This window comes from Microbulbifer sp. Q7, from assembly GCF_001639145.1.
GTDB lineage: Bacteria > Pseudomonadota > Gammaproteobacteria > Pseudomonadales > Cellvibrionaceae > Microbulbifer.
The window spans coordinates 551,353-573,579 of sequence record NZ_LROY01000001.1 but is presented as its reverse complement, the minus strand read 5'-3'; the positions used below and the strand labels follow the sequence as shown (position 1 = coordinate 573,579).

Genomic DNA, 22,227 nt, shown 5'->3' with positions numbered 1-22,227 from the left:
CGTCGGTTCGGCGCCATCCCACTGACCGGGCACCGGCTTTAACTGGCATAATCCTGCAGATGTTATCCGATACCCCTGCAAACCGTGCCCTGCTGATTGCCAAGCAATGGCCTGAGCCCGCCTCCACCGCCGCCGGTCGGCGCACCCTGGATATTCTCGACCTGCTCAGTGACGCGGGTTACACCATTGAGATTGCCAGCCCGGCGCAACCCACACCCTTTCAGGCGCACACCGGTTACAGCGAACACCAGATTGAGGTGAATGACTCCAGCTTCGACGACTGGGTGCGCGCACTAGACCCCACGCTGGTGATTTACGACCGCTTTATGATGGAAGAGCAGTTCGGCTGGCGGGTGCGGGCGCAGTGCCCGCGCGCGGTAACGCTGCTGGATACCAGCGATTTTCACAGCCTGCGCGAGGCCCGCCACCTGGCGCTGAAAACAGGCCAGCCACTCAACCTCTTTCATCCGGTGGCCGAGCGCGAGATTGCCGCCATGGCGCGCTGCGATCTCACCATCATGATTTCCCGGGTTGAGATGGATCTGCTGAAAAACCATTTCGGCCTGCCCGACTGGCAATTGCACTATCTGCCGTTTCTGGTGCGGGAAATGCCGCAGCCGAATTTGCTGCCCGGTTTCGCGGAGCGTGAACATGTGGCGATGATCGGCGGTTTCAAGCACGCACCCAATCGGGATGCGGTGAGCTGGTTTGCCGAGGCGGTCTGGCCGCAGCTGCGCGCGTTGCTGCCCGGTGTGGAGTGCCATGTGTATGGCGCCTATGCGGACCACGCCATGCAGCGTTTCCACAACCCCAAAGCCGGCCTGCGCATCATCGGCCGCACCGACGACGCACTTGCGACGCTCGCACGCTACCGGCTGAACCTGGCACCGCTGCGCTTCGGCGCGGGGCAGAAGGGCAAAATTCTCGATGGCTGGCTTGCCGGTACGCCTACCATCACTACCCCGATCGGTGCCGAGTCGATGGCGGACGACGATGCCTGGGGATACCCGCTGACGGAAGAACCGGATCAGTTTGCCAAGATTGCCGCAGACATTTACCAGAACCAGGAGCGCTGGCAGACAGTGCAGGATGCGGGTACTCGCGCACTGGTCTCCGGTTTTTCCCATGCGCCCCATGCACGTGACTTGATCGAGCGCGTGGCGTCGGTGACGGCCGATCTCGACGCCCATCGCAATCGCAATATCTGGGGCCGCATTTTGCGGCGCACCGAACACCGCGCGGAAGAGTTCATGAGTCGCTGGATCGAGGCGAAAAACCAATTGCCGGGCAACGGGTAATTCCCGGCTCCCGCGCCCAGAACAGGCTTCGATTCCATGCGACTGTTTGGCCCCGTTACGCTGATTGCGCTCGCGCAGCTCTTCGGCACCTCCCTGTGGTTCAGTGCCAACGGTGCCGCCGATGATCTTGCCCTGCGCTGGCAGGTGACCGCTGCGGATATGGGTTGGCTGACGAATGCCGTGCAATGCGGATTTATTCTCGGCACCCTGACTCTCGCTCTTGGCGGTATCGCCGATCGTTTTCGTGCGAGTCGTATTTTTGCGGTGAGCGCCCTTGCAGGTGCCCTGTTCAACGGGTGCTTTGCCTGGTTGGCCGATGGGCTGGGCAGTGCGCTGGTATTCCGTTTTCTGGTCGGTATCTGCCTTGCCGGAATTTATCCCATGGGTATGAAGCTGGTGGTGAGCTGGGCGCCAGAGCGGGCCGGTGCGGCGCTGGCGCTACTGGTGGCAATGCTGACTCTGGGCACCGCGCTGCCCCACGGGCTGCGGGAAGTCGGCGCGACACTGCCGTGGCAGTGGGTTGTCAGTGTGTCCTCGCTACTTGCGCTACTCGCCGCGCTGTGGATTGCGCGACTGGGGGAGGGCCCGTATCTGCCACAGCCAGCGAGAACAATCCCAACACCGCACTCGCGACCAGGCTTTCATACGCCGGCGGTCTTACAGGCGTTTCGTATTCCCATGTTCCGCGCTGCCGCACTCGGTTATTTCGGGCATATGTGGGAGCTCTACGCCTTCTGGACAGTGGTGCCACTTGTGGTGTCCAGCACCTTATTAATTGAACAGTTTCCCGGCATGGGCGTTGCCGGCCTGTCATTCGGCATTATTGCGATCGGTGCGCTGGGCTGTGTGGTGGGCGGTGCCTTGTCCCGCAAAATTGGCAGCGCGCCGGTGGCGCTGGGCGCACTGGCCGCCTCTGGTTGCTGTGCGCTGATTTTTGCTCTGCTGTGGGATGCTTTACCGGCAATCTCGCTTGTGATTTTGCTGTTGATCTGGGGGGCCACGGTGATTGCGGATTCTCCCCAGTTTTCTGCGCTTGCTGCAGCCGCCTGTCCACGACAACTGGTGGGCGCTGCACTGGCCATTCAAAACGCGATCGGCTTCGCCATTTCTGTCATTTCAATCGCCGGGGTCAGTGCACTGTTTGAGCTGAGCGGGCCGGATGCCGTCTGGTTACTGCTGCCCGGGCCGGTGTTCGGCCTGCTGGGTTTTATTCTGTCACTGCGGCGGTCGCCCACAGTCACGGATCAGAACCGCTAAACGTTCGTCTGAAAACAAAATGGATGCCAGCGCGCGTGACCCCCGTCACGCTCGTCACCCAATGGGTTACAAGCGTACCAAGTACACCCTAAATTTGGCGCGAATTCCAAAGAGTTGTCCTGTTATACGATTGTGGCCGCAATCATTCTCCTCGTTAAACCAAGACCCAGCGAGATTAATCCGCAACACAATTGCGACATTTCTCGCGGGTTGCCGCTCAGGATTTCCGCGGTATTTAGCGGCGGCTCTATCCAGCTCCGTCGATAAAAATAATTATGGAGAAATTCGCAACAATGAAATTATCAGCATTACTTAGACCAGGGCCCGGCGCCGTGCTCGGCGCGGCCACGCTTTTGCTAACGACCACCTTCGGTGTCAGCTTTTCCGCCCAGGCGGTGGAACCGGAGTTATCGGCCATGTCCGTGGCGGCCGATGAAGTGATCACCGACCGCATTATCGTCAAATACAAAAATACGCTGCCCGGCGCCAATGCCATGTCTATGTCGCAGACCGCAATGGACCGGGTTGCCCAGACCGCCGGCCATCGCTTCAAGCATATGCGTCGTCTCGCCACCGGCGCCCAGTTGATGAAACTGGAAAAGCGCGCAAACAAGGCAGAATTGAACGCCATCATCGCCCGCCTGCAACAGGACCCGCAGGTGGAATATGCAGAACCCGACCGCCTGATGCAGCCTATGGCCACCCCCAACGATGCCAACTACAACCAGCAGTGGCATTACTTTGAAGCCACCGGCGGCCTCAACCTGCCAAGTGCCTGGGACGTCACCCAGGGTGAGGGCGTTGTGGTGGGTGTGATCGACACCGGCTATCGCCCGCACGCCGATCTGAACGCCAACCTGCTGCCCGGCTACGACATGATCTCCGACACGACTGTGGCGCAGGATGGCAATGGCCGCGACAGCGATGCCCGCGACCCGGGCGACTGGTCTCCCGCCGGCGCCTGTGGAGCCGGCCAGCCGGCGCGCAACAGCAGCTGGCATGGCACCCATGTGGCGGGCACCATCGCCGCCGTCACCAATAACGGCACCGGCGTCGCCGGCGTCGCCTACAAATCCAAAATCGTACCGATCCGCGTACTGGGCCGCTGCGGTGGTTACACCTCGGATATTGCCGACGGCATCATCTGGGGTGCCGGCGGCAACGTCAGTGGCGTGCCTGCCAACGCCAATCCGGCCCAGGTGCTGAACCTGAGCCTCGGCGGTGGCGGTGCCTGCGATACCACCACGCAAAATGCGATCAACACCGCGCGCAGCCTCGGCACCACGGTGGTGGTGGCCGCAGGTAACTCCAACGCCAACGCCGCCAACTACAGCCCGGCGAGCTGTAACGGGGTAATCTCCGTGGCCTCTACCAACCGCGCCGGCAGCCGTGCCTACTACTCCAACTACGGCAGCGTGGTGGACGTGGCCGCACCGGGCGGTGAGACGTCCACCAACTCCAACGGCGTACTTTCCACCCTCAACAGCGGCACCCAGGGTCCGGGTAGCGACAACTACGCGTTCTACCAGGGCACCAGCATGGCGGCCCCGCACGTGGCCGGCGCCGCAGCCCTGCTGTACGCGGTAGACAGTGGCATTACCCCCACGGAAGTGGAAACCATCCTGAAAAACACTGCGCGCAGCTTCCCCGGCAGCTGTAGCCAGTGCGGTACCGGTATTGTTGACGCGACTGCGGCGGTGAATGCGGCCAACGGTGGCGGCGGTGGTGATCCCACCCCGGGTGATGGTGAGCTGAGCAACGGCGTCGCCGAGACTGGCCTTGCCGCCTCCAGCGGCCAGGAACTGCAGTACACCCTCGAAGTACCTGCCGGTGCATCCAACCTGAGCTTCCAGATCTCTGGCGGCAGCGGCGATGCCGACCTGTATGTGCGCTTCGGCAGCCAGCCCACCACGTCGGCCTACGATTGCCGCCCCTACCTGAACGGCAACAGCGAAACCTGTTCCATCAATAATGTGCAGGCCGGCACCTACTACGTGATGGTGCGCGCCTACAGCAGCTTCTCTGGCGTGAGCCTGGTGGGCAGTTTCGACGAGGGCAGCAGCGGTGGCGGCGCTACCGGCTGGACCGAATCAAACCTGTCCGGCGCAAGCGGTAACTGGCAGCACTTCACCCTGGATGTGAACAGCGGTATGAGTTCGCTGGAAGTGCTAATGAGTGGCGGCAGTGGCGATGGCGACCTGTATGTGCGCTACGGCTCTCAGCCCACCACCAGCAGCTACAACTGCCGCCCCTATCGCTGGGGCAACGACGAGAGCTGCAGCATCAGCAACCCGCAGGCGGGCACCTGGTATATCAGCATCCGCGGCTACAGTGCCTATTCCGGGGTGACCTTGCAGGCAGAAGCGGCACCCTAGGGCACCGCACCACGAGCTCTCTTTGTATTGAGGTGTCGTAATACAAAGATCCCCACCTTGATTTGGCCGGCATTTGCCGGCCTTTTTTATCCCCGCCTATTTACCCGCCTCCAGCACGATCCGGTAACGCGCCTCGCCACTTTCCAGACGCGCGAACGCTTCATTGATTTTGCTCATGGGGAAGTGCTCCACTTTCGGCGCAATCTTGTGCCGGGCAGCAAACTCGAGCATATCGGCAATGGTGGCCGGGCTGCCCACCGGGGAACCGGAGACCTGGCGCTGGGACAGCAGCAGGTTAAATACATTGAGGTCCAGCGGCTCGGTGGTGGCGCCGACAAAATGCAGGCGTCCGCGGGGCTTGAGGATGGTGAGGTAGGTGTTCCAGTCCAGTTTCACGTTGACCGTGGAAATAATCAGGTCGAACTGACCGGCTGCGGCCGCAAGTGCTTCCGGGTCGCGGCTGTTGAGGGTGTGATGGGCACCCAATGCCAGCGCTTCTTCCCGCTTGCTGTCGCTGGAGGTGAAAGCGGTCACCTCGCAGCCCCAGGCGTTCAGGAATTGCAGCGCCAGGTGGCCAAGGCCGCCGATACCGATCACCGCCACACGGCTGTTGGGTTTGATGTCGAACTGTACCAGCGGGTTGTAGACGGTGATGCCCGCGCAAAACAGTGGGCCAACCACCTTCGGGTCCAACCCCTCCGGAATGGGCACCACGCTCTCGGCGCTGGCGCGCACCGTATCGGCAAAGCCGCCGTGGTGACCGATAATGGTGGGCTGGGCTTCGGCACACAGATTCTGGTTGCCGGTATCGCACTCGCCGCAGTGGCCACAGAAGCCGGCGTGCCAGCCCAGCCCCACGCGCTGACCTTTTTTCAGATGGGTAACGCCCTCGCCCAGCGCGGCGATCTTTCCGACCACCTCATGCCCCGGCACCACCGGGAACGCGGTCATGCCCCATTCGTCGTTCACCACGCTCAGGTCGCTGTGGCAAAGGCCGCAGTACTCAACCGCGATTTCCACCTGGTCCGATTTCAGCGCACCCGGTTCGTAGCTGAAGGGTTTGAGTTCGGCACCGGCGCTGTCGGCCGCATAGGCATTGATCATGATCACTCCCGATTGGTGTAGAAACTGGGTTCAATGGCTGTCATACGTTGCATTAAAGCGTACGGATTTCGGAATCCGGTCGCTCAGGACATTGCCCCCATCCCGGCCTGTGGCAACATGACTCTCTGATTCGGAACAACCATAACGATATAGACACATTCCGAGGTAACCGTGGGACTCATCACTGCCGCCATTCCATTTTTCCTGCTCGCCGTGCTGATCGAACTGACACTGGACCGCTGGCGCGGTTGGGGCCTCTACCGCCTGAACGACGCCATCGGCAGCCTCGGCGCGGGCATCCTGAGCCGCATTCTGGGGCTGGTGAAGGTCGGTATCCTGATGCTGCTGTACATACCCCTGTATCAGTGGCTGGAACCTACCTACCAGAGCCTCGGGATCCACTGGTCGCTGGAAAACCCCTGGCACATGGTCCTCGCCGTGATCGCCTACGACTTCTGCTACTACTGGAAGCACCGCATCAGCCACGAGATCAATATCTTCTGGGCGGAGCACCTGGTGCACCACCAGAGCGAGGACTACAACCTGACCACCGCGTTGCGTCAGTCCAGCGACCTGGTGCCGCTGGGGTGGATCTTTTACCTGCCCCTGCTATTGCTCGGCATGCCCCCCGAGGTTCTGATTACCGCCGGCGCCATCGACCTGATTTACCAGTTCTGGGTGCACACCCAGAAGTTTCCCAAGGTGCGCTGGATGGAATGGATTCTGGTCACCCCCTCCAACCACCGGGTGCACCACGCCCAGAACACGATCTACGTGGACCGCAACTACGGCGGCATATTGATTATCTGGGACCGTTTGTTCGGCACCTATCAGGAGGAACTGGACGACGAGCCCTGTATCTACGGCGTCCGCAAGCCACTGAACACCTTCGACCCGCTGGCGGCCAACCTGCAACACTTCAAGCGCATGTGGCTGGACGCGGTGTACACCAAGCGCTGGAAGGAAAAACTCACCCTGTGGTTCCGCGCCACCGGCTACCGCCCGACGGACGCGGAAGCGGCAATGCCCGTGCCCAGTGGCGACCTGAGCAACTTCCGCCGGTTTGACCCGCAAATCGACCGGGGACTGCGCTGGTACGCTTTGATTCAACACCTGATCTACTCGGGCGCCACCCTCGCGCTGCTGTCAAACGCGGGCGACTTTTCCTATGCATCGCTGGCGTTGATGGTGCTGATGCTAGTGATTGGCCTGGTGGTGAACGGGCGGGTACTCGATGGCGATGCACGCAGCCGTCACTGGGAGCTGGGGCGCCTGGCACTGCTGGCGGCGACCCTGCCGCTGCTGCCAGCAGGCACCTGGCCGGCGCTTATCGGCTACTGCCTCGCGAGCGCAATCGCCTGGTGGGTGTTGGTTTTTGTGCATAAAGACGATACAGTCACTTCCGTTCGCAATTAGCAACAGGAATCCGCAGTAGCCCGAGCCTTCCCCAAAGGCGAGCGGTTGAGATTCCGCAGGCACTCCCGGCCGGCTTCGGACTGCTCGCCTCCCCGTGGCACGCAGTCTGAAAAAGCCCAACACTTTGCCCCCAGCACCGGTCGGGGGACTGCCTGTCTTCCTTTCGCTATAATCCCCGCCCACCCAACCACTTTACCAACACAGCAGCAGGGTTCGCCGTGTCCACAGGTACTCTCTATACGGTCTCCGCGCCTTCCGGCGCCGGTAAAACCAGTCTTGTCAAAGCGCTGATCGAGGCAGACTCCCAGGTCACCGTATCCGTGTCCCACACCACCCGGGCCATGCGCCCCGGAGAGGTTGAGGGCATCAACTATCATTTTGTGGATCGCGACGAGTTCGTGGCGATGCTCGGCGAAAGCGCCTTTCTGGAGCACGCCCAGGTGTTCGACAATTTCTACGGCACCTCCAGAGCCTGGGTTGAAGAGACCCTGGCCAGCGGCCGTGACGTGATCCTGGAGATCGACTGGCAGGGTGCCGAACAGGTGCGCAAGCTGATGCCGGAAACGGTGGGGATTTTTATTCTGCCGCCGTCACAACAGGCACTGCTGGAGCGCCTGACCGGGCGCGGCCAGGATGATCAGGCGGTGATCGACAAACGTATGGCGCAGGCCATCGACGAGATGTCCCACTATGTGGAGACCGATTACCTGGTGATCAACGACGACTTCACCACCGCCCTCAACGAGCTGCGCTCGATTATGGTGGCGGAGCGCCAGCGCTTGGTGAGGCAGCAGGAGCGTCACTCCGGGCTGCTGCAGTCGTTGCTGCGGAGCCAGTAAGCTCGAATCTAGTTTTGTGGCGGCGGCGCTGCCGGGTATGGGTTTACCAGACACGCCGTGAACCCATCCATGGGGGCTCTTCTGCGAGGTCCCTCTCGCAGAAGGTCTGGCAAACCCATACCCGGCATCGCCACCTTCGCATCTTACTTTATGCGTCTTTAACCACTGTTCGATTTGCGTACACCGCGCGGTCCGGTAGAATAGTCAACCCCGTCCGCGCCGGCACTGACCGGGCAGACAACAGAATTCGTCAATTTTGCCCAGCCGGGCAAACTTACACACTGGAATAGAAGATTTATGGCACGTATTACCGTTGAAGATTGCCTCGACCACGTAGACAACCGCTTTGAGCTGGTGATTGTAGGCAGCAAGCGCGCCCGTCAGATCGCCACCGGCGGCCGCGACCCGATGGTACCGGAAGAAAACGACAAGCCCACCGTGATCGCCCTGCGCGAAATCGAAGAAGGCTTCGTTGACGCCAGCATTCTGGACGAGCCGGAAGAAGAGCCGGTACACCACGCCGCACCAGCGCCGGTGTTCCTGTCAGAGCAGGACATGTAATCTGAAGTTGACCGATTATTGACGCAGTAATGCAGGATTTGCTGGAAATTTAAGAGGCGAGCGCGGCTTTGCACACCATCGACAGTCTGGCCCATCGCCTCTCGTCCTACCTTTCCCCCGACCAGATCCAGTTCGTTCGCCGCGCCTACTTCTACGCGGAACAGGCACACGAGGGCCAGAAACGGCGCTCCGGTGAGCCTTACATCACACACCCCCTGGCGGTTGCCACCATTCTGGCCGGCATGCATATGGACGCCCAGAGTCTGGCGGCAGCCATGCTCCACGACGTCATTGAAGATACCGGTATCCCCAAGGCGGCGCTGGCGGAACAGTTTGGCGGAGAGATTGCCGACCTGGTGGACGGCGTCTCCAAGCTGACCCAGTTCGAAACCGACAGCCCGGCGGAAAAGCAAGCCGAGAACTTCCAGAAAATGGCCCTGGCCATGGCGCGGGATATCCGCGTGATTTTGGTCAAGCTCGCCGACCGCCTGCACAACATGCGCACCCTCGGTTCGCTGAAGCCGGAAAAGCGCGCACGCATCGCCCGCGAAACCCTTGAAATCTACGCACCCATCGCCAACCGCCTGGGCATGAACGATGTGCGGATCGAATTCGAAGACCGCGCCTTTTTTGCCATCTACCCGCTGCGCGCCAGCCGCTTGCGCGCCGCACTGGTCGCCGCGCGCGGCAACCGCAAGGAGCTGCTGGAAAAAATCCAGAATGCCATTGAGTTGCGCCTGGAGCGGGAGAAAATCGATGCGCTGGTGATCGGCCGCGAAAAGCACCTGTACAGCATTTACCAGAAGATGCGCTCGAAGAAGAAGTCGTTCAAGGAAATCATGGACGTCTACGCCTTCCGCATCATCGTTGACAGCGTGGACACCTGCTACCGAACCTTCGGGGTTATCCACAACCTGTACAAGCCGGTCATCAGCGAATTCAAAGACTATATTGCCATCCCCAAATCCAACGGCTACCAGTCGCTGCATACCGTATTGCTCGGGATGCACGGGGTGCCGATTGAGGTGCAGATTCGCACCAAAGAGATGGACGAGATGGCCAACAGCGGTATTGCCGCCCACTGGCTGTACAAATCGTCCGGGGATGAGGTGCTCAACACCGGTGGCACCAGCCAGGTGCGCGCGCGTCGCTGGGTACAGGGCCTGCTGGAAATGCAGCAGCGTGCCGGCGACTCACTGGAATTTATCGAAAACGTAAAAATCGACCTGTTTCCGGACGAGGTTTACGTGTTCACGCCCAAGGGCAAGATCATCGACCTGCCCGCCGGCGCCACCGCCGTGGATTTTGCCTACTCGGTGCACACGGATATCGGCAACTCCTGCGTGGCGGTGCGCATCAACCAGCGCCTGGCCCCCCTGTCGCAGCCACTGGAAAGCGGCCAGAAGGTGGAGATCCTCACCAGCAAGAATGTGCAGCCGAACCCCAACTGGCTCAACTTTGTGGTCACCGCCAAAGCGCGCAGTGCCATCCGCCACTACCTGAAGCACCAGCGCCATCACGACTCCATCGAACTGGGCCGCCGGCTGCTGGAAAAGGCACTGGTCAAATTCCGCCTGAAAATTTCAGATCTGGACGACGCGCAGATTCGGCGCGGGGTCAAGGAAGCCCGATGCGAGAGTTTCGACAATCTGCTTGAGGAAATCGGCCTCGGCAACCGCGCCGCCTTCTCCGCCGCCAAGCTGCTGATCCCCCCGGGCACCACCGAAACCGAGGCAAGCAATATTTCATCGCCTCTGACCATCGACGCCCAGGAGGGCATGATGATCAGTTTCGCGCGCTGCTGCCGGCCGATTCCCGGCGACACCATCATCGGCCATATCAGCTCGGGCAAGGGTGTGGTGGTCCACCGGGACACCTGCCGCAATGCGCTGGAGCTGCGTGAACATCCGGAAAACATCATGGCGGTGGCCTGGTCACCGGATGTGAAGGGGGATTTCCTCGGCGATGTGCGCGTGGAAGTGGAATCCGAGCGCGGCATCATCGCCCGCCTGGCCACCCGCATTACCGAAGAGGGCGCCAGCATCGAGCAGATCCATGTGGACGAGAAAGATGCCCAGCACAGTGTCATCGCCCTGACCCTGGAGGTCACCAACCGGGTGCACCTGGCACAGATCATGAAACGCCTACGCAACCTGCCGGCGGTAATCAAGATCGCGCGCCCCTGATATCCAAAGCGGTCACGCTGGCGGATATCTGTTGCGATCAGGCCGCAAAAGCGGGTGTGGTTTTGCGCGAAGACCGGTGCAATGTGGACAGGGCGCGCATATCGACAGCCCGCCGCCGGCATTACTCCCCAAACCCAAAAAACCGCGCTATATTTTCCCGCTTTATTTTTCAGCAAGCAGGCCCTGTCAGGCCCGGAGAAGTAACCTATGCCCAATCGTGCCGTGATAAAAACCGATAAGGCACCGGCCGCAATCGGCAGCTACTCGCAAGCGGTCAAAGTCGATAACACCATTTATCTTTCCGGCCAGATTCCACTGGTGCCCGAAACCATGGAGCTGATTTCCGACGACTTCAGGGAGCAGGCTGAGCAGGTGTTTAAAAACCTCAAGGCGGTGTGTGAGGCAGCCAACGGTTCCCTGGACTCGATCGTCAAGCTGAACCTGTACCTCACGGACCTCAGCAACTTCGCCACCGTCAATGCGGTAATGGAAGAGGTGTTTACCAAGCCGTTCCCCGCACGCGCCGCCGTCGGCGTCAGTGAGTTGCCCAAAGGCGCGCAGTTTGAAGCCGAAGCGGTGATGGTGATCTAACAGGGGATGTCAGGGTTGCTGCGCCGCCCGAAGCGGGTGGCGCGGTGTAGGTAGCTAGATTGGTAGCTAGATTGGTAGCCAGATAGCTCAGTCGTTTTCCAACAGGGTACTGTAGCCCGCACGATAATCCGGATACAGCATCGTATAGCCGCTCTCCAGCATGCGCTTGTTGCTCATTTTCTTCGAGCGACGCTCACTGGTCGCCACCTCTTCACGCAGGTGCGCGCTGGTGTACCCCATAGACTTCGCCAGCCAGCTCTGTAATTCATACATGGGTACCGGCGTACAGTCGGCGCCGATGTACAGCTTCTCCAGCGGCATTCCTTTCTTCTGGCCCTCGATCAGGTGCGCCAGGAATCCCACGGCATCATCCACATGAATCCGGTTACTGTACTGGGGTGGTGACGGCGGCGCACAGCGGCCGGCGCGTACCTGGGATAACAGACGGTCGCGGCCCGGACCGTAAATACCGGCAAAGCGCACCACACAGGTTTCCGTGCCGGAAGACTGCACGATTTTCTCTGCGGCGAGTAGCGCCTCACCCTGATAACTGCCCGGCAGGGGCTGGGAGCGCTCATCGAGCCACTGGTCACCACTCTGGCCGTACACGCGGGTGGACGATATCCACAGAAACAGACGGGGGGGCTTATCCATGGCCGCGAGGCTATCGCGCATGGCGGTGGCGGTTTCTACGTAGGCACGCTGGTAAGCCTGCGGCGTACTCGCGCCAGGGGTAAAGGTAGCAATCACAATATCGGCACCGTTGCTCAGGTGCCGCTGGATATCTTCCGGTTTGGTGGCATCGCCGCGACGCCAGTTGACCACATCGGCGCGGCGCTTGCGTGACAGCGCCTGCAGGGGATTGCGTCGCACTCCGAATACATCGTATGCATTGCGATCCAGCTTCAGTGCCAGACGAGTCCCCAGGTCACCACAACCGAAGATCCAGACGTTTTCCTTTGCCATAACCGCTCGTATCAACCCCCGGGGTACCGAACTTCAGTCCCCACAATACACGATGCCGCAGCGGAAACTGCGTCGCACCGAAATAGTTTTTATGAATTACCGCGAACATTCAGTCAGCAGCGCTATTTATAGCTTGTTTGCCAACCGCAATCTGTGAACCGGGCCCGCAGTATAACGCGGGCCCGGGTATTGAAAGCACTAGTGACGGGTCAACTGCGCGATTTCACCATGCGGTAAATGAAAAGTAGTACGATCGCACCAATTACCGCGGTAACAATGTCTCCCAGTGAGAAGCCGGTTACCGGGCCACCAATGCCCACCAGAGAGCCCAGCCAGCCACCAATAAAGGCGCCGACAATACCGATGACCATGGTGACAATCCAGCCACCGGGATCCGGGCCGGGCATGATCCACTTCGCCAGCGCGCCTGCGATCAGGCCCAAAATAATCCAAGACAATATACCCATAGAGCGTTTCTCCGCTTTGTGTGTTTTGAACACTTGCCCTTACACGTATAGCAAAAAAAGCGCCATGCCACCGGGTCCAGTGGCACCTTAATAGCAAATTTTACTAACTGAGTTTTTAATTAATAGCATTTTTTTCTAGATTGAGACATTCATACGCGGTAGCAGCAGATTTGCTGGCCGCCCAGGGGGGTTTATGAATAAACTCTATCGCCAAGATTTCTCTGATTGCGTTTACCATGACCCTCAACGAACTGCGCTATATCGTCACCCTGGCTCAGGAGCAGCACTTCGGGCGCGCTGCAGAACGCTGTTTTGTGAGCCAGCCCACCCTGTCCATTGCGGTTAAAAAGCTGGAAAAAGAGCTCGGCGTGGCGCTTTTCGAGCGCTCCAAGACCCGTGTGCAGGCCACGCCACTGGGCGAGCGTATCGTCGCGCAGGCGCAGCTGGTGCTGGAACAGTCCGCGGCCATCAAAGACATCGCCAGTGCCGGTAAGGATCAGCTGAGCAGCCCCCTCTCCGTTGGCGCAATCTTCACCATCGGCCCCTATCTGTTTCCGCACTTTATCCCGCAGCTCCAGCAGCGCGCGCCGCAGATGCCCCTGTTCGTGGAGGAGGGCTACACGTCCACCCTGCGCGGACGGCTGCGCAAAGGCGAGCTGGACGCGGTCATTCTGGCGCTGCCGTTTACCGAACCCGACGTGGTCACACAGCCGCTGTACGATGAGCCCTTCGTGGTGCTGATGCCTTCCGACCACCCGCTGGCCCAGTACGAGGCACTGACGCCGGAACAGCTGTGCGAAGACAATGTGCTGCTGTTGGGGGAGGGGCACTGTTTCCGCGACCAGGTACTCGAGGCCTGCCCGCAGTTGCAGCAGTCGATCGAAAAAGAAGCCGGTAGCGGCCATATCCGCACCGCCGCGGACGGCAGCTCCCTGGAAACCCTGCGCCACATGGTCGCCTCGCGCCTGGGCATCACCGTGCTGCCGCTATCGGCGGCGGCTGCGTCCCAGTACGCCACCGGGGTACTGGTCACTCGCCCGTTCGTGGCGCCGGCGCCCCAGCGCACCGTAGCGCTGGCGTGGCGCGCCAGTTTTCCACGTCACCGCGCCATCGATATGCTGCGCGACGCCATTAACCAGTGCCAACTACCGAGTCCGTGAAGCAAACGCACACACCGTCACCACAACCGCTGGCAGAAATTCCGGTGACCGCACTCAAGGGTGTCGGCGCCAAACTGGCGGAAACCCTCGCCAAACTGCACATCAGTTCCCTGCAGGACCTGCTGTTCCACCTGCCCGCCCGCTACCAGGACCGCACCCGCGTGGTTCCCCTGGCAGGGCTGCGCCCGGGTATGGACGCGGTCATCGAAGGCGAGGTGCGCGCCGCCGATGTGGTATTCGGCCGCCGCCGCAGCCTGGCGGTGCGCATTCAGGACACCACCGGCAGCGTCACCCTGCGTTTTTTCCATTTCACCGCGGCACAGAAAAATCGCCTGACACCTGGCTCCCGGGTGCGCTGCTACGGCGAGGCCCGGCGAGGCAGTGCCGGCATCGAGCTGTACCACCCGGAAACCGAAATTGTTGGCGAAGATGTTTCACCCACCGCGGAAACCCTGACGCCGGTTTACCCACTGACCGAAGGGCTGGGCCAGGGGCGCCTGCGCGCTCTGATCGGGCAGGGGCTCGACTGGTTGGCGGAGGGCAATGTCACCGAGCTGGTGCCCGCGACACTGCTGCCGCAGCGGCTGCAAATGCCGCTGACCGGGGCCCTGATGTACCTGCACCGACCGCCGGCAGATGCCGATATTGTCCAACTGGCCGAGGGCCAGCACCCCGCACAGCAGCGCCTCGCCCTGGAAGAGCTGCTGGCCCACCACCTGAGCTTGCTGGAGCTGCGCCGCAGCGCCTCCACAGTAGCGGCGCCCCCGTTGCAGCCGAACGCCGCGCTGGAACGGGATTTTCTCGCGCGCCTGCCGTTTGCACCCACCAATGCGCAACAACGGGTTGGGAGGGAAATCGCCAGGGATCTCGCCACGAGTACCCCAATGATGCGCCTGTTGCAGGGGGATGTGGGTGCCGGCAAAACCCTGGTCGCCGCCCGCGCCGCACTGCAGGCCATCGGCGCCGGTCACCAGTGCGCGGTCATGGCACCTACGGAAATTCTCGCGGAGCAGCACCGCATCAATTTCAGCGCCTGGCTCGAACCCTTGGGAATCACCGTTGCCTGGCTCACCGGCAGCATGAAAGCGGCCGAGCGTCGGGCGCAGTTGGCGGCCATCGCCAATGGCGACGCACAGCTGGTGGTGGGGACCCACGCCCTGTTTCAGGAGGGCGTCGAGTTTCACCGCCTGGCGCTGGTGATCATTGACGAGCAGCACCGCTTTGGCGTCGCCCAGCGTTTGCAACTGAGGGAAAAGGGCGCCCAAGACGGGCCCACACGCACCCAGCCCCACCAGCTGATCATGACCGCCACACCGATCCCCCGCACCCTGGCCATGTCCGCCTTTGCCGACCTGGACTGCTCGGTGATCGACGAGCTGCCTCCCGGGCGCCAGCCGATCAATACCGTGGCCATTTCCAACGAGCGCCGCTACGACGTGATGGCACGGGTGCAAAGCGCCGTACGCGAAGGGCGCCAGGCCTACTGGGTGTGCACCTTGATTGAGGAGTCGGAGACCTTGCAGGCGCAGGCCGCAGAGTCCACTGCCGAGGAGCTGGCCGACACTCTGGACGGCGTGCGGGTGGCGCTGGTACACGGGCGCATGAAGCCGGACGCCAAAGACCTGGTGATGAAAGCCTTCAAGGCCGGTGAAATCGACCTGCTGGTGGCCACCACGGTCATCGAGGTGGGTGTGGATGTGCCCAACGCCAGCCTGATGATTATCGAGAACCCCGAGCGTCTGGGGCTTGCCCAGCTGCACCAGCTAAGGGGGCGCGTGGGCCGGGGCAGCGTTGCCAGTCACTGCGTGCTGATGTACTCCACACCGCTGTCCGCCAATGGTCGCGCGCGCCTGCAGGCCCTGCGCGATCACGCGGACGGCTTTGCCATCGCCGAAGAGGACCTGCGCCTGCGCGGCCCGGGAGAAATTCTCGGCACCCGTCAGACCGGTGAAATACAGCACCGCATCGCCGACCTGCAGCGAGACGCCCACCTCTTGCCCCAAGTGCAGAAGATGGCGGCAGCGCCCCAGTTGAGTAGTGAGAACCGCGCCGCGCTGGTGCGACGCTGGTTGCACAATAAGCCGCGCTTTGCCGAAGCCTGACCTCCCGCTTCAATTACCCGTCGCACGCACTGCCCCCCGTTAGCCAGACGCGCTTCACAGCGCTCATTGGCGTACCCCCCTCAATCTATATGACCTATTGGTCATGTCCGGTCACCAATAATTTTGCACTCCCGTGTCAGTGGTGGCAGCCTGCATAGAAGCTAGAAAACGCCCGAAATCAGTGCGAGCCGGCTAGCCCGGCGCAGCCACGACAGCCTTTACCCTCAAAATGACTATCAACGGAAGATTCTCTTGAACATATCCATCAAGCACTCTGCCGTACTGATCAGCCTGTTATTTACCGCCCAGTGTTGGGCGCAGGGCCTGTTTGGCGGCAGCGATACACCAGCGCCGCACATCACCCTGGCGCACACCAAAATCGCCGCGGACATTCCCACCCCACTACAGGGTAACGATTTCGATGCGCTGCTGGCCCAGGCCACATCTGCCGAGGGTCTGAGCGCCACCCGCGAGAAAGCCATCACCGCGTTTAGTGACCAGCTGCGGACAAAGCTGGAGGCCGCGCTGCGCGAATTTTTCGTCGATGAAGAAGTGCCATTGGTCACGGACAACACCTCACTCACCCTGCAAAACAGCATCAATATCTCGATCGTTAAACAGCTGAGCGGCCTCAAGAACCGGAGCGGCTATGAAGTGGAGCGGGGCAACCTCAGCGCTTCCGGCGATTACCAGTTTCTGCTGAACGCCCCCAGTGGCGAGGTGCTGGCGGCAAAACGCCTGGATATCGCCGATCTGCGCCTCAAGGGCAACTATCAGATCAAGACACCTCTGGGGGCCGGGGAAGCCGAAGACAACACGGATGCGCAACTGGAAAAAATGATCGACACGCTGGTGGACCGCATCATCGACCGCATTGAGGACGACCTCGAAGCAGACAGCCTGCGGGATCTGGTGGGCCGCGGCTAATCCCCTCATCCGCCGAGCCCTTCAGGCGGGCGTACAGCGCGAAGGCCGCGCCTTGCGCGCTGTACACTTTTCCCTTGCAAGCACGCCAAGGCGCTGCCGCTCCGCCCCCTTCACAACGCAGACCCAGCCCGCCCCCTACAGAGCCATACCGCAAAGTAAAGCCCCACACTGCGACACAGCGCACATAACTGACCGCCGCCAAGCCGAAAGTCACGGAAATTTTTTGCGCTCGATCACAATAAATGGCAGCCTTTGTTTGTCATAAGAGCAAAACAGAGCGAATTCATTCGCCAGCTGCCAATGAAATCCCGTTATAAAAAAGAAAACAGGGAACGATGCATGAGAACTTTCAAGTTACGCGGCCTGATGTTCGCCGGCCTGCTGGGCATGAGTCTGTCCACCCAGGCGACGGCGCAGATGTGGGGGGGTGACGAGCATATCCCCAGCCTGGTCATTGCCCCGACCGAAATTGATATCGACGTGCCCATGCCCATTTCCAGTGGCAACCTGGAGCTGATGCTGGCCCAGGCCAGCCGCGGGGGCGGCCTCGCTGAACTGAAGCAGCAAGCCGTGCGCAGCTATACCCAGCACCTGCACAGCGAACTGGCGCGAGAGCTCCAGCAATATCTGGAAGACGAGGAGGTTCCGCTGGTCGCCCGTGACGGTGTCCTGAGCCTGCACAAGTCACTCAACCTGAAAGTGATCAAGCACTTGAGTGCCATGAAGCCGAAAGGCGATTACGATCTGGAGCAGGGCAATGTGCGGCTCACTGGCGAATTCCGCTATACCCTCAAAAACCAGCAAGGCACCGCGCTGCGCGAACAGGGTGTCAACATCGACGAGCTCAAGATCGAGCAGAAGTACCGGGTGCGCAGCTACCACGATGGCCGCGCCGCGAATGACAATACCGAAGAGGCCATCAGGGAGGCGCTCAGCGAACTGGTCGAGGAGCTGGTGGAAGCCATGGAAGACACCCTGGAGGCGGATGAGCTGCAGGAAATGGCGTCGCTCTGAGTTTGCCCGGGACAGGCAACCAGGGAAAGACGACCCGGGACAGGCAGACAAAAAAAGGGCGGGTCCTGCAGGACCCGCCCTTTTCATTGAAGACCACAGATTGAAGCGATCACGACGCCGCGCGCTGCTCCTCCCCGTTACTCACCACGCTGTTGTAGTTCGCATCGTTAAAGGTGTTCACGTTCAGCGCACCCTCACTTTTGGCCACGATCGTGCTCACCACGGAATCACCGGTGATGTTCACGGCCGTGCGCACCATATCCAGCAGTCGATCCACACCCATCACAATCGCGATGCCCTCCAGCGGCAGGCCCACCTGCTGCAGCACCATCGCCAGCATGATCAGCCCAACCCCGGGCACCCCAGCGGTACCGATGGAGGCGAGGGTTGCGGTCAGGATTACCGTCAGATAGCCCATCAGGCCAATCTCGATGCCGTACAGCTGGGAGATGAACACCGTCGCCACCCCCTGCATGATCGCTGTGCCGTCCATATTGATGGTGGCACCGAGGGGCACGGTGAACGAGGCCACTTTGTTGTCGACACCCAGGCGCTTTTCGACAGTCTGCAGGGTGACCGGGATGGTGGCGGCCGAAGAAGCCGTACTGAAGGCAAACACCATCGCCGGGCGCATTTTCTTCAGTAGCTGCCACGGATTCAGGCCGGATAGCAACTTGAGCAACAGCGAGTAGACCCCGAGTGCGTGCAGCAACAGCGCCCCCAGCACCACCAGGAAATATTTCAGCAACAGCAAAATAGTTTCGAAGCCGAGCTGCGCAATCTTGTTCGCCAGCAGTGCAAAGACACCGTAGGGGGCAAAGATCATCAGCACGCTGACCATGCGCAGGATCACGTCATTCAGGTCGTTGAAGAAGCCGGCGATACGCTGACCCGGCTTGCCGCTGCGGGAAATGGCGTAGCCCATCAGCAGGGCAAACACGATGATCTGCAGCATATTGCCCTTGGCCATCGCCTCCACCGGATTGGTGGGGAAGATATTGACCAAGACCTCGGACAGCGGCGGGGAGGGCTTTGGCTCGAAGCTCGCGTCACCGGCAATGCCCTCCATGCCCACGCCAGGCTGGAACACCGTGGCCAGTAGCAGCGCCAGGGAAATCGCGGCCGCGGTGGTTACCAGGTAGAGCAACAGCGTCTTGCCGGCCAGTACCCCCACCCGGCTGCCTTCCGACAGCGCACAGGAGCCGCAAATCAACGACACCAGCACCAGCGGCACTACCATCAGCTTCAGGGATGCAATGAAAATCCGCCCGACAATATCAAACAGGCCATTGGTCAGGTAATTATTGATAAAGCCGGTCACACCGGCCCCCAGCACCTGGCTGGTATTCAGCACATTGAAGAGCACGCCGACGGCGATCCCCACAACCATGGCCAGTACGATTTTTTTAGTAAGCCCCATGTTCCATCCTGTTAACACGCACTTTGCAGTGGCGAATCATTATTCTGGTGAAAAAACACTAACCCCGACAGGAAGGCGGCGCTGCCGCCAACCAACACGATCCAGCGAATGCGCCACTATATCGACCCCACTCCCGCGGGGCAAAGCGAGTTCCACTGCTGCCAGCGTCAGGTACAATGCGGTGAACTCAAACCCGCTTAACCCCGCGTGGAGTCTGCGTTGTACCACTCCCCCTTTGAAGCCATCGGCGACTGGCACCCACAACCGCTGGAAAGCCTGCACGGCCATGCCCCGCCGGAACATCTACTGCCCTGGCTGCAGCACCCGGGCTCCCTCACGGCGGCCCTCAAGCACCTGAGCAAGGGCCAGTTTAGCGTACAAATACTCCACCAGGGTTGGCATACCCCCCAGCTGGAGGAGCGCCGCGCGCTTAAACTGAAAGACCGAACCCGCGCGCTGATCCGCGAAGTCCTGCTGTATGGCAACAGCGAGCAGCCCTGGGTTTATGCGCGCAGTGTCCTGCCCGAGCGCACCCTCGCCGGCAAGTGCCGCTACCTGCGCAACCTCGACAATCGCCCCCTCGGCGAATTACTGTTCAGCCAGCCGGACATCCGCCGCGGTCCCATCGTCCTCAACCGCCTCGCGCGCAACCCGCGCTGCCAGAGGGCCGAGCTGGATACCATGGACAAGCAGGCCTGGGGCAGGCGCTCCACCTTCTGGCTGCAGGGCAAGCCGCTGCTGGTTGCCGAGACCTTTCTCAGCAGCTTCCAGCCGGGCAATCCGCCCCTGGCCTGAGTCGACACAGAGAGAAACCATGATCAGTCAACAGATCCAGCAACGCTGGCCCGCCGCACTTCCGTACTGGCAGCTCGCCCGGCTCGACCGGCCCATCGGCTCGTTACTGTTGCTGTGGCCCACCTGGTGGGCGCTGTGGATCGCCGCCGGTGGCTGGCCCGGGCTGCACCTGTTTGCGGTATTTACCCTCGGTGTCGTCCTGACCCGTGCCGCCGGCTGCGCCATCAACGATTTTGCCGACCGCAACATCGACGGCCACGTGAAACGCACCCAGCAGCGTCCCCTTGCCACCGGCGCGGCGACCCCGAAAGGCGCCCTGCGCCTGTTTGCCGGGTTGATGCTGCTCGCCTTCCTGCTGGTGCTCACCACCAACAAGCTCACCATTCTGCTCTCGCTGCCCGCGCTGGCACTGGCGTTTTGCTATCCCTTCGCCAAGCGCTACACGCATCTGCCACAGGTGGTGCTGGGGGCGGCCTTCAGCATGGGCATTCCGATGGCGTTTGCCGCCGTCACCAACGAGGTGCCAGCGGTGGCCTGGCTGATCTTCACCGCCAATCTGCTGTGGACCGTGGCCTACGATACCTTCTACGCCATGGTGGATCGCGACGATGACCTCAAGATCGGCGTCAAATCCACCGCCATCCTGTTTGGCGACATGGACCGTGTGATGACCGCCAGCCTGCAGGGCATGGTGATCCTGGCGCTACTGATGCTCGGCAGCCGCGCCGAACTGGGGGGCCTGTTTTACGCAGGGGTCACTGCCGCCGCGGCGCTGTTCGGCTACCAACAATGGCTGGTGCGAGACCGGCAACGGGAAAACTGCTTTAAGGCCTTCCTGAACAACAATTGGGTGGGTGCGGCGGTTTTTTGCGGGATATTTTTCCATTTTCTTGCCAACTGACCCAGGGGAAGCCCCTGCAGAGTCGTGACCACTGGCTGCGTGTCATATATTTGTCATTAAAGTGACGTTAAATGGCCAGTCTAGGAAGGTATCCGTCAATCGGTACGCACATCAGTTAGGGTAAGACAGGCAGATGCATAGCAAAACCATTCTCATTGTCGATGACGAGGCCCCGGTACGGGACATGTTACGCGTGGCCCTGGAGATGGCCGATTACCGCTGCCTTGAGGCGGAAAATGCCCAGACCGCACACGCGCTGGTGATTGACGAGAAGCCCGACCTGATCCTGCTGGACTGGATGCTGCCGGACGTGTCCGGTGTGGAGCTGGCGCGCCGCCTAAAGCGCGACGAGCTGACCGCCTCTTTGCCCATCATCATGCTCACGGCAAAGGGCGAAGAGGACAACAAAATCAAGGCGCTGGAAACCGGTGCCGACGACTACATCACCAAGCCGTTTTCCCCGCGCGAGCTGGTGGCTCGCCTCAAGGCGGTACTGCGCCGGGCCGGACCGAGCACCCCGGAAGAGCCTCTGACCGCGGGCGGTCTGGTGCTGGACCCTGTCTGCCACCGGGTAACCATCAACGGCAGCCCGGTAGAAATGGGCCCCACGGAATTTCGTCTGCTCACGTTTTTCCTGTCGCACCAGGAGCGCGCCTATACCCGCGCCCAGCTGCTGGATCATGTCTGGGGCGGCAACGTTTACGTTGAGGAGCGCACCGTGGACGTACACATCCGCCGCCTGCGCAAGGCGTTGACCGTGGATGGCCACGAGCGCTACATCCAGACCGTGCGCGGCACCGGCTATCGCTTCTCCGTGCAGACCGCAGAACGGGCATAGCCTCCGGGTC

General features: G+C 61.1%; 19 protein-coding genes. 15 read left to right on the top strand and 4 right to left on the bottom strand.

Translation table 11 applies throughout. The annotated features are described in order from the left end of the window. Positions 1-59: 59 nt before the first annotated feature. The 3 genes from AU182_RS02230 (at position 60) to AU182_RS02220 (ending at position 4,930) form a co-directional block, all read left to right on the top strand. Positions 60-1,298, top strand: coding sequence for a glycosyltransferase (locus tag AU182_RS02230; RefSeq protein WP_066960022.1), 1,239 nt, complete (start codon positions 60-62; stop codon positions 1,296-1,298). A gap of 36 nt (positions 1,299-1,334) precedes the next feature. Continuing rightward, the gene (locus AU182_RS02225) at positions 1,335-2,555 is read left to right on the top strand and encodes an MFS transporter (protein ID WP_066960019.1); all 1,221 of its coding nucleotides are present in this window, start codon (positions 1,335-1,337) and stop codon (positions 2,553-2,555) included. A 293-nt stretch (positions 2,556-2,848) separates the two neighbouring features. Then, on the top strand, positions 2,849-4,930 hold the full coding sequence (locus tag AU182_RS02220; RefSeq protein WP_066960016.1) for a S8 family peptidase: 2,082 nt from the start codon (positions 2,849-2,851) through the stop codon (positions 4,928-4,930). A 96-nt stretch (positions 4,931-5,026) separates the two neighbouring features. Here the strand turns inward: AU182_RS02220 and AU182_RS02215 are convergent, their stop codons facing one another. Next, entirely contained in the window at positions 5,027-6,034 is a 1,008-nt protein-coding gene (locus AU182_RS02215) for an NAD(P)-dependent alcohol dehydrogenase (protein ID WP_066960013.1), read from the bottom strand. 171 nt (positions 6,035-6,205) lie between these two features. Between AU182_RS02215 and AU182_RS02210 the strand changes: the two genes are divergently transcribed. The 5 genes from AU182_RS02210 to AU182_RS02190 all read left to right on the top strand — a co-directional run bounded on the left by AU182_RS02210 (position 6,206) and on the right by AU182_RS02190 (position 11,627). After that, entirely contained in the window at positions 6,206-7,450 is a 1,245-nt protein-coding gene (locus AU182_RS02210; protein ID WP_066960010.1) for a sterol desaturase family protein, read from the top strand. Between the two features lie 218 nt (positions 7,451-7,668). After that, positions 7,669-8,289, top strand: coding sequence for a guanylate kinase (gene gmk, locus AU182_RS02205; RefSeq protein ID WP_066960007.1), 621 nt, complete (start codon positions 7,669-7,671; stop codon positions 8,287-8,289). A gap of 297 nt (positions 8,290-8,586) precedes the next feature. Continuing rightward, a complete protein-coding gene (gene rpoZ / locus AU182_RS02200) occupies positions 8,587-8,850 on the top strand; it encodes a DNA-directed RNA polymerase subunit omega (protein ID WP_066960004.1) in 264 nt (87 codons plus the stop codon). Between the two features lie 68 nt (positions 8,851-8,918). Beyond that, positions 8,919-11,036, top strand: coding sequence for a bifunctional (p)ppGpp synthetase/guanosine-3',5'-bis(diphosphate) 3'-pyrophosphohydrolase (locus AU182_RS02195; protein WP_066960001.1), 2,118 nt, complete (start codon positions 8,919-8,921; stop codon positions 11,034-11,036). 207 nt (positions 11,037-11,243) lie between these two features. Then, complete coding sequence (locus tag AU182_RS02190) at positions 11,244-11,627, top strand: RidA family protein (protein WP_066959998.1); 384 nt, start codon at positions 11,244-11,246, stop codon at positions 11,625-11,627. A gap of 87 nt (positions 11,628-11,714) precedes the next feature. On the opposite strand, the gene AU182_RS02185 is transcribed toward AU182_RS02190, so the two are convergent. Beyond that, on the bottom strand, positions 11,715-12,593 hold the full coding sequence (locus AU182_RS02185; protein ID WP_066959995.1) for an NAD-dependent epimerase/dehydratase family protein: 879 nt from the start codon (positions 12,591-12,593) through the stop codon (positions 11,715-11,717). A 209-nt stretch (positions 12,594-12,802) separates the two neighbouring features. Beyond that, a complete protein-coding gene (locus tag AU182_RS02180) occupies positions 12,803-13,060 on the bottom strand; it encodes a GlsB/YeaQ/YmgE family stress response membrane protein (RefSeq protein ID WP_066959993.1) in 258 nt (85 codons plus the stop codon). Between the two features lie 236 nt (positions 13,061-13,296). Here AU182_RS02180 and AU182_RS02175 point away from each other — a divergent pair, with 236 nt between their 5' ends. The 4 genes from AU182_RS02175 to lptE all read left to right on the top strand — a co-directional run bounded on the left by AU182_RS02175 (position 13,297) and on the right by lptE (position 18,263). Beyond that, complete coding sequence (locus AU182_RS02175; RefSeq protein WP_066959990.1) at positions 13,297-14,220, top strand: hydrogen peroxide-inducible genes activator; 924 nt, start codon at positions 13,297-13,299, stop codon at positions 14,218-14,220. Further along, on the top strand, positions 14,217-16,322 hold the full coding sequence (gene recG / locus AU182_RS02170) for an ATP-dependent DNA helicase RecG (protein ID WP_082859158.1): 2,106 nt from the start codon (positions 14,217-14,219) through the stop codon (positions 16,320-16,322). The genes AU182_RS02175 and recG overlap by 4 nt, the downstream gene beginning before the upstream one ends. Positions 16,323-16,574: 252 nt before the next feature. Further along, entirely contained in the window at positions 16,575-17,249 is a 675-nt protein-coding gene (locus tag AU182_RS02165; RefSeq protein WP_066959987.1) for a hypothetical protein, read from the top strand. Between the two features lie 339 nt (positions 17,250-17,588). Beyond that, complete coding sequence (lptE, locus tag AU182_RS02160) at positions 17,589-18,263, top strand: LPS assembly lipoprotein LptE (protein WP_066959984.1); 675 nt, start codon at positions 17,589-17,591, stop codon at positions 18,261-18,263. 109 nt (positions 18,264-18,372) lie between these two features. Here lptE and AU182_RS02155 read toward each other — a convergent pair whose 3' ends face one another. Further along, entirely contained in the window at positions 18,373-19,683 is a 1,311-nt protein-coding gene (locus AU182_RS02155) for a dicarboxylate/amino acid:cation symporter (protein WP_066959981.1), read from the bottom strand. A 219-nt stretch (positions 19,684-19,902) separates the two neighbouring features. Between AU182_RS02155 and AU182_RS02150 the strand changes: the two genes are divergently transcribed. The 3 genes from AU182_RS02150 (at position 19,903) to phoB (ending at position 22,217) form a co-directional block, all read left to right on the top strand. Next, positions 19,903-20,478, top strand: a complete 576-nt coding sequence (locus AU182_RS02150; RefSeq protein WP_066959978.1) for a chorismate lyase — start codon at positions 19,903-19,905, stop codon at positions 20,476-20,478. A gap of 19 nt (positions 20,479-20,497) precedes the next feature. After that, the gene (ubiA, locus tag AU182_RS02145) at positions 20,498-21,379 is read left to right on the top strand and encodes a 4-hydroxybenzoate octaprenyltransferase (RefSeq protein WP_066959975.1); all 882 of its coding nucleotides are present in this window, start codon (positions 20,498-20,500) and stop codon (positions 21,377-21,379) included. Positions 21,380-21,512: 133 nt separating this feature from the next. Then, positions 21,513-22,217, top strand: a complete 705-nt coding sequence (gene phoB / locus AU182_RS02140) for a phosphate regulon transcriptional regulator PhoB (RefSeq protein WP_066959972.1) — start codon at positions 21,513-21,515, stop codon at positions 22,215-22,217. The last annotated feature ends 10 nt before the right edge of the window (positions 22,218-22,227 follow it).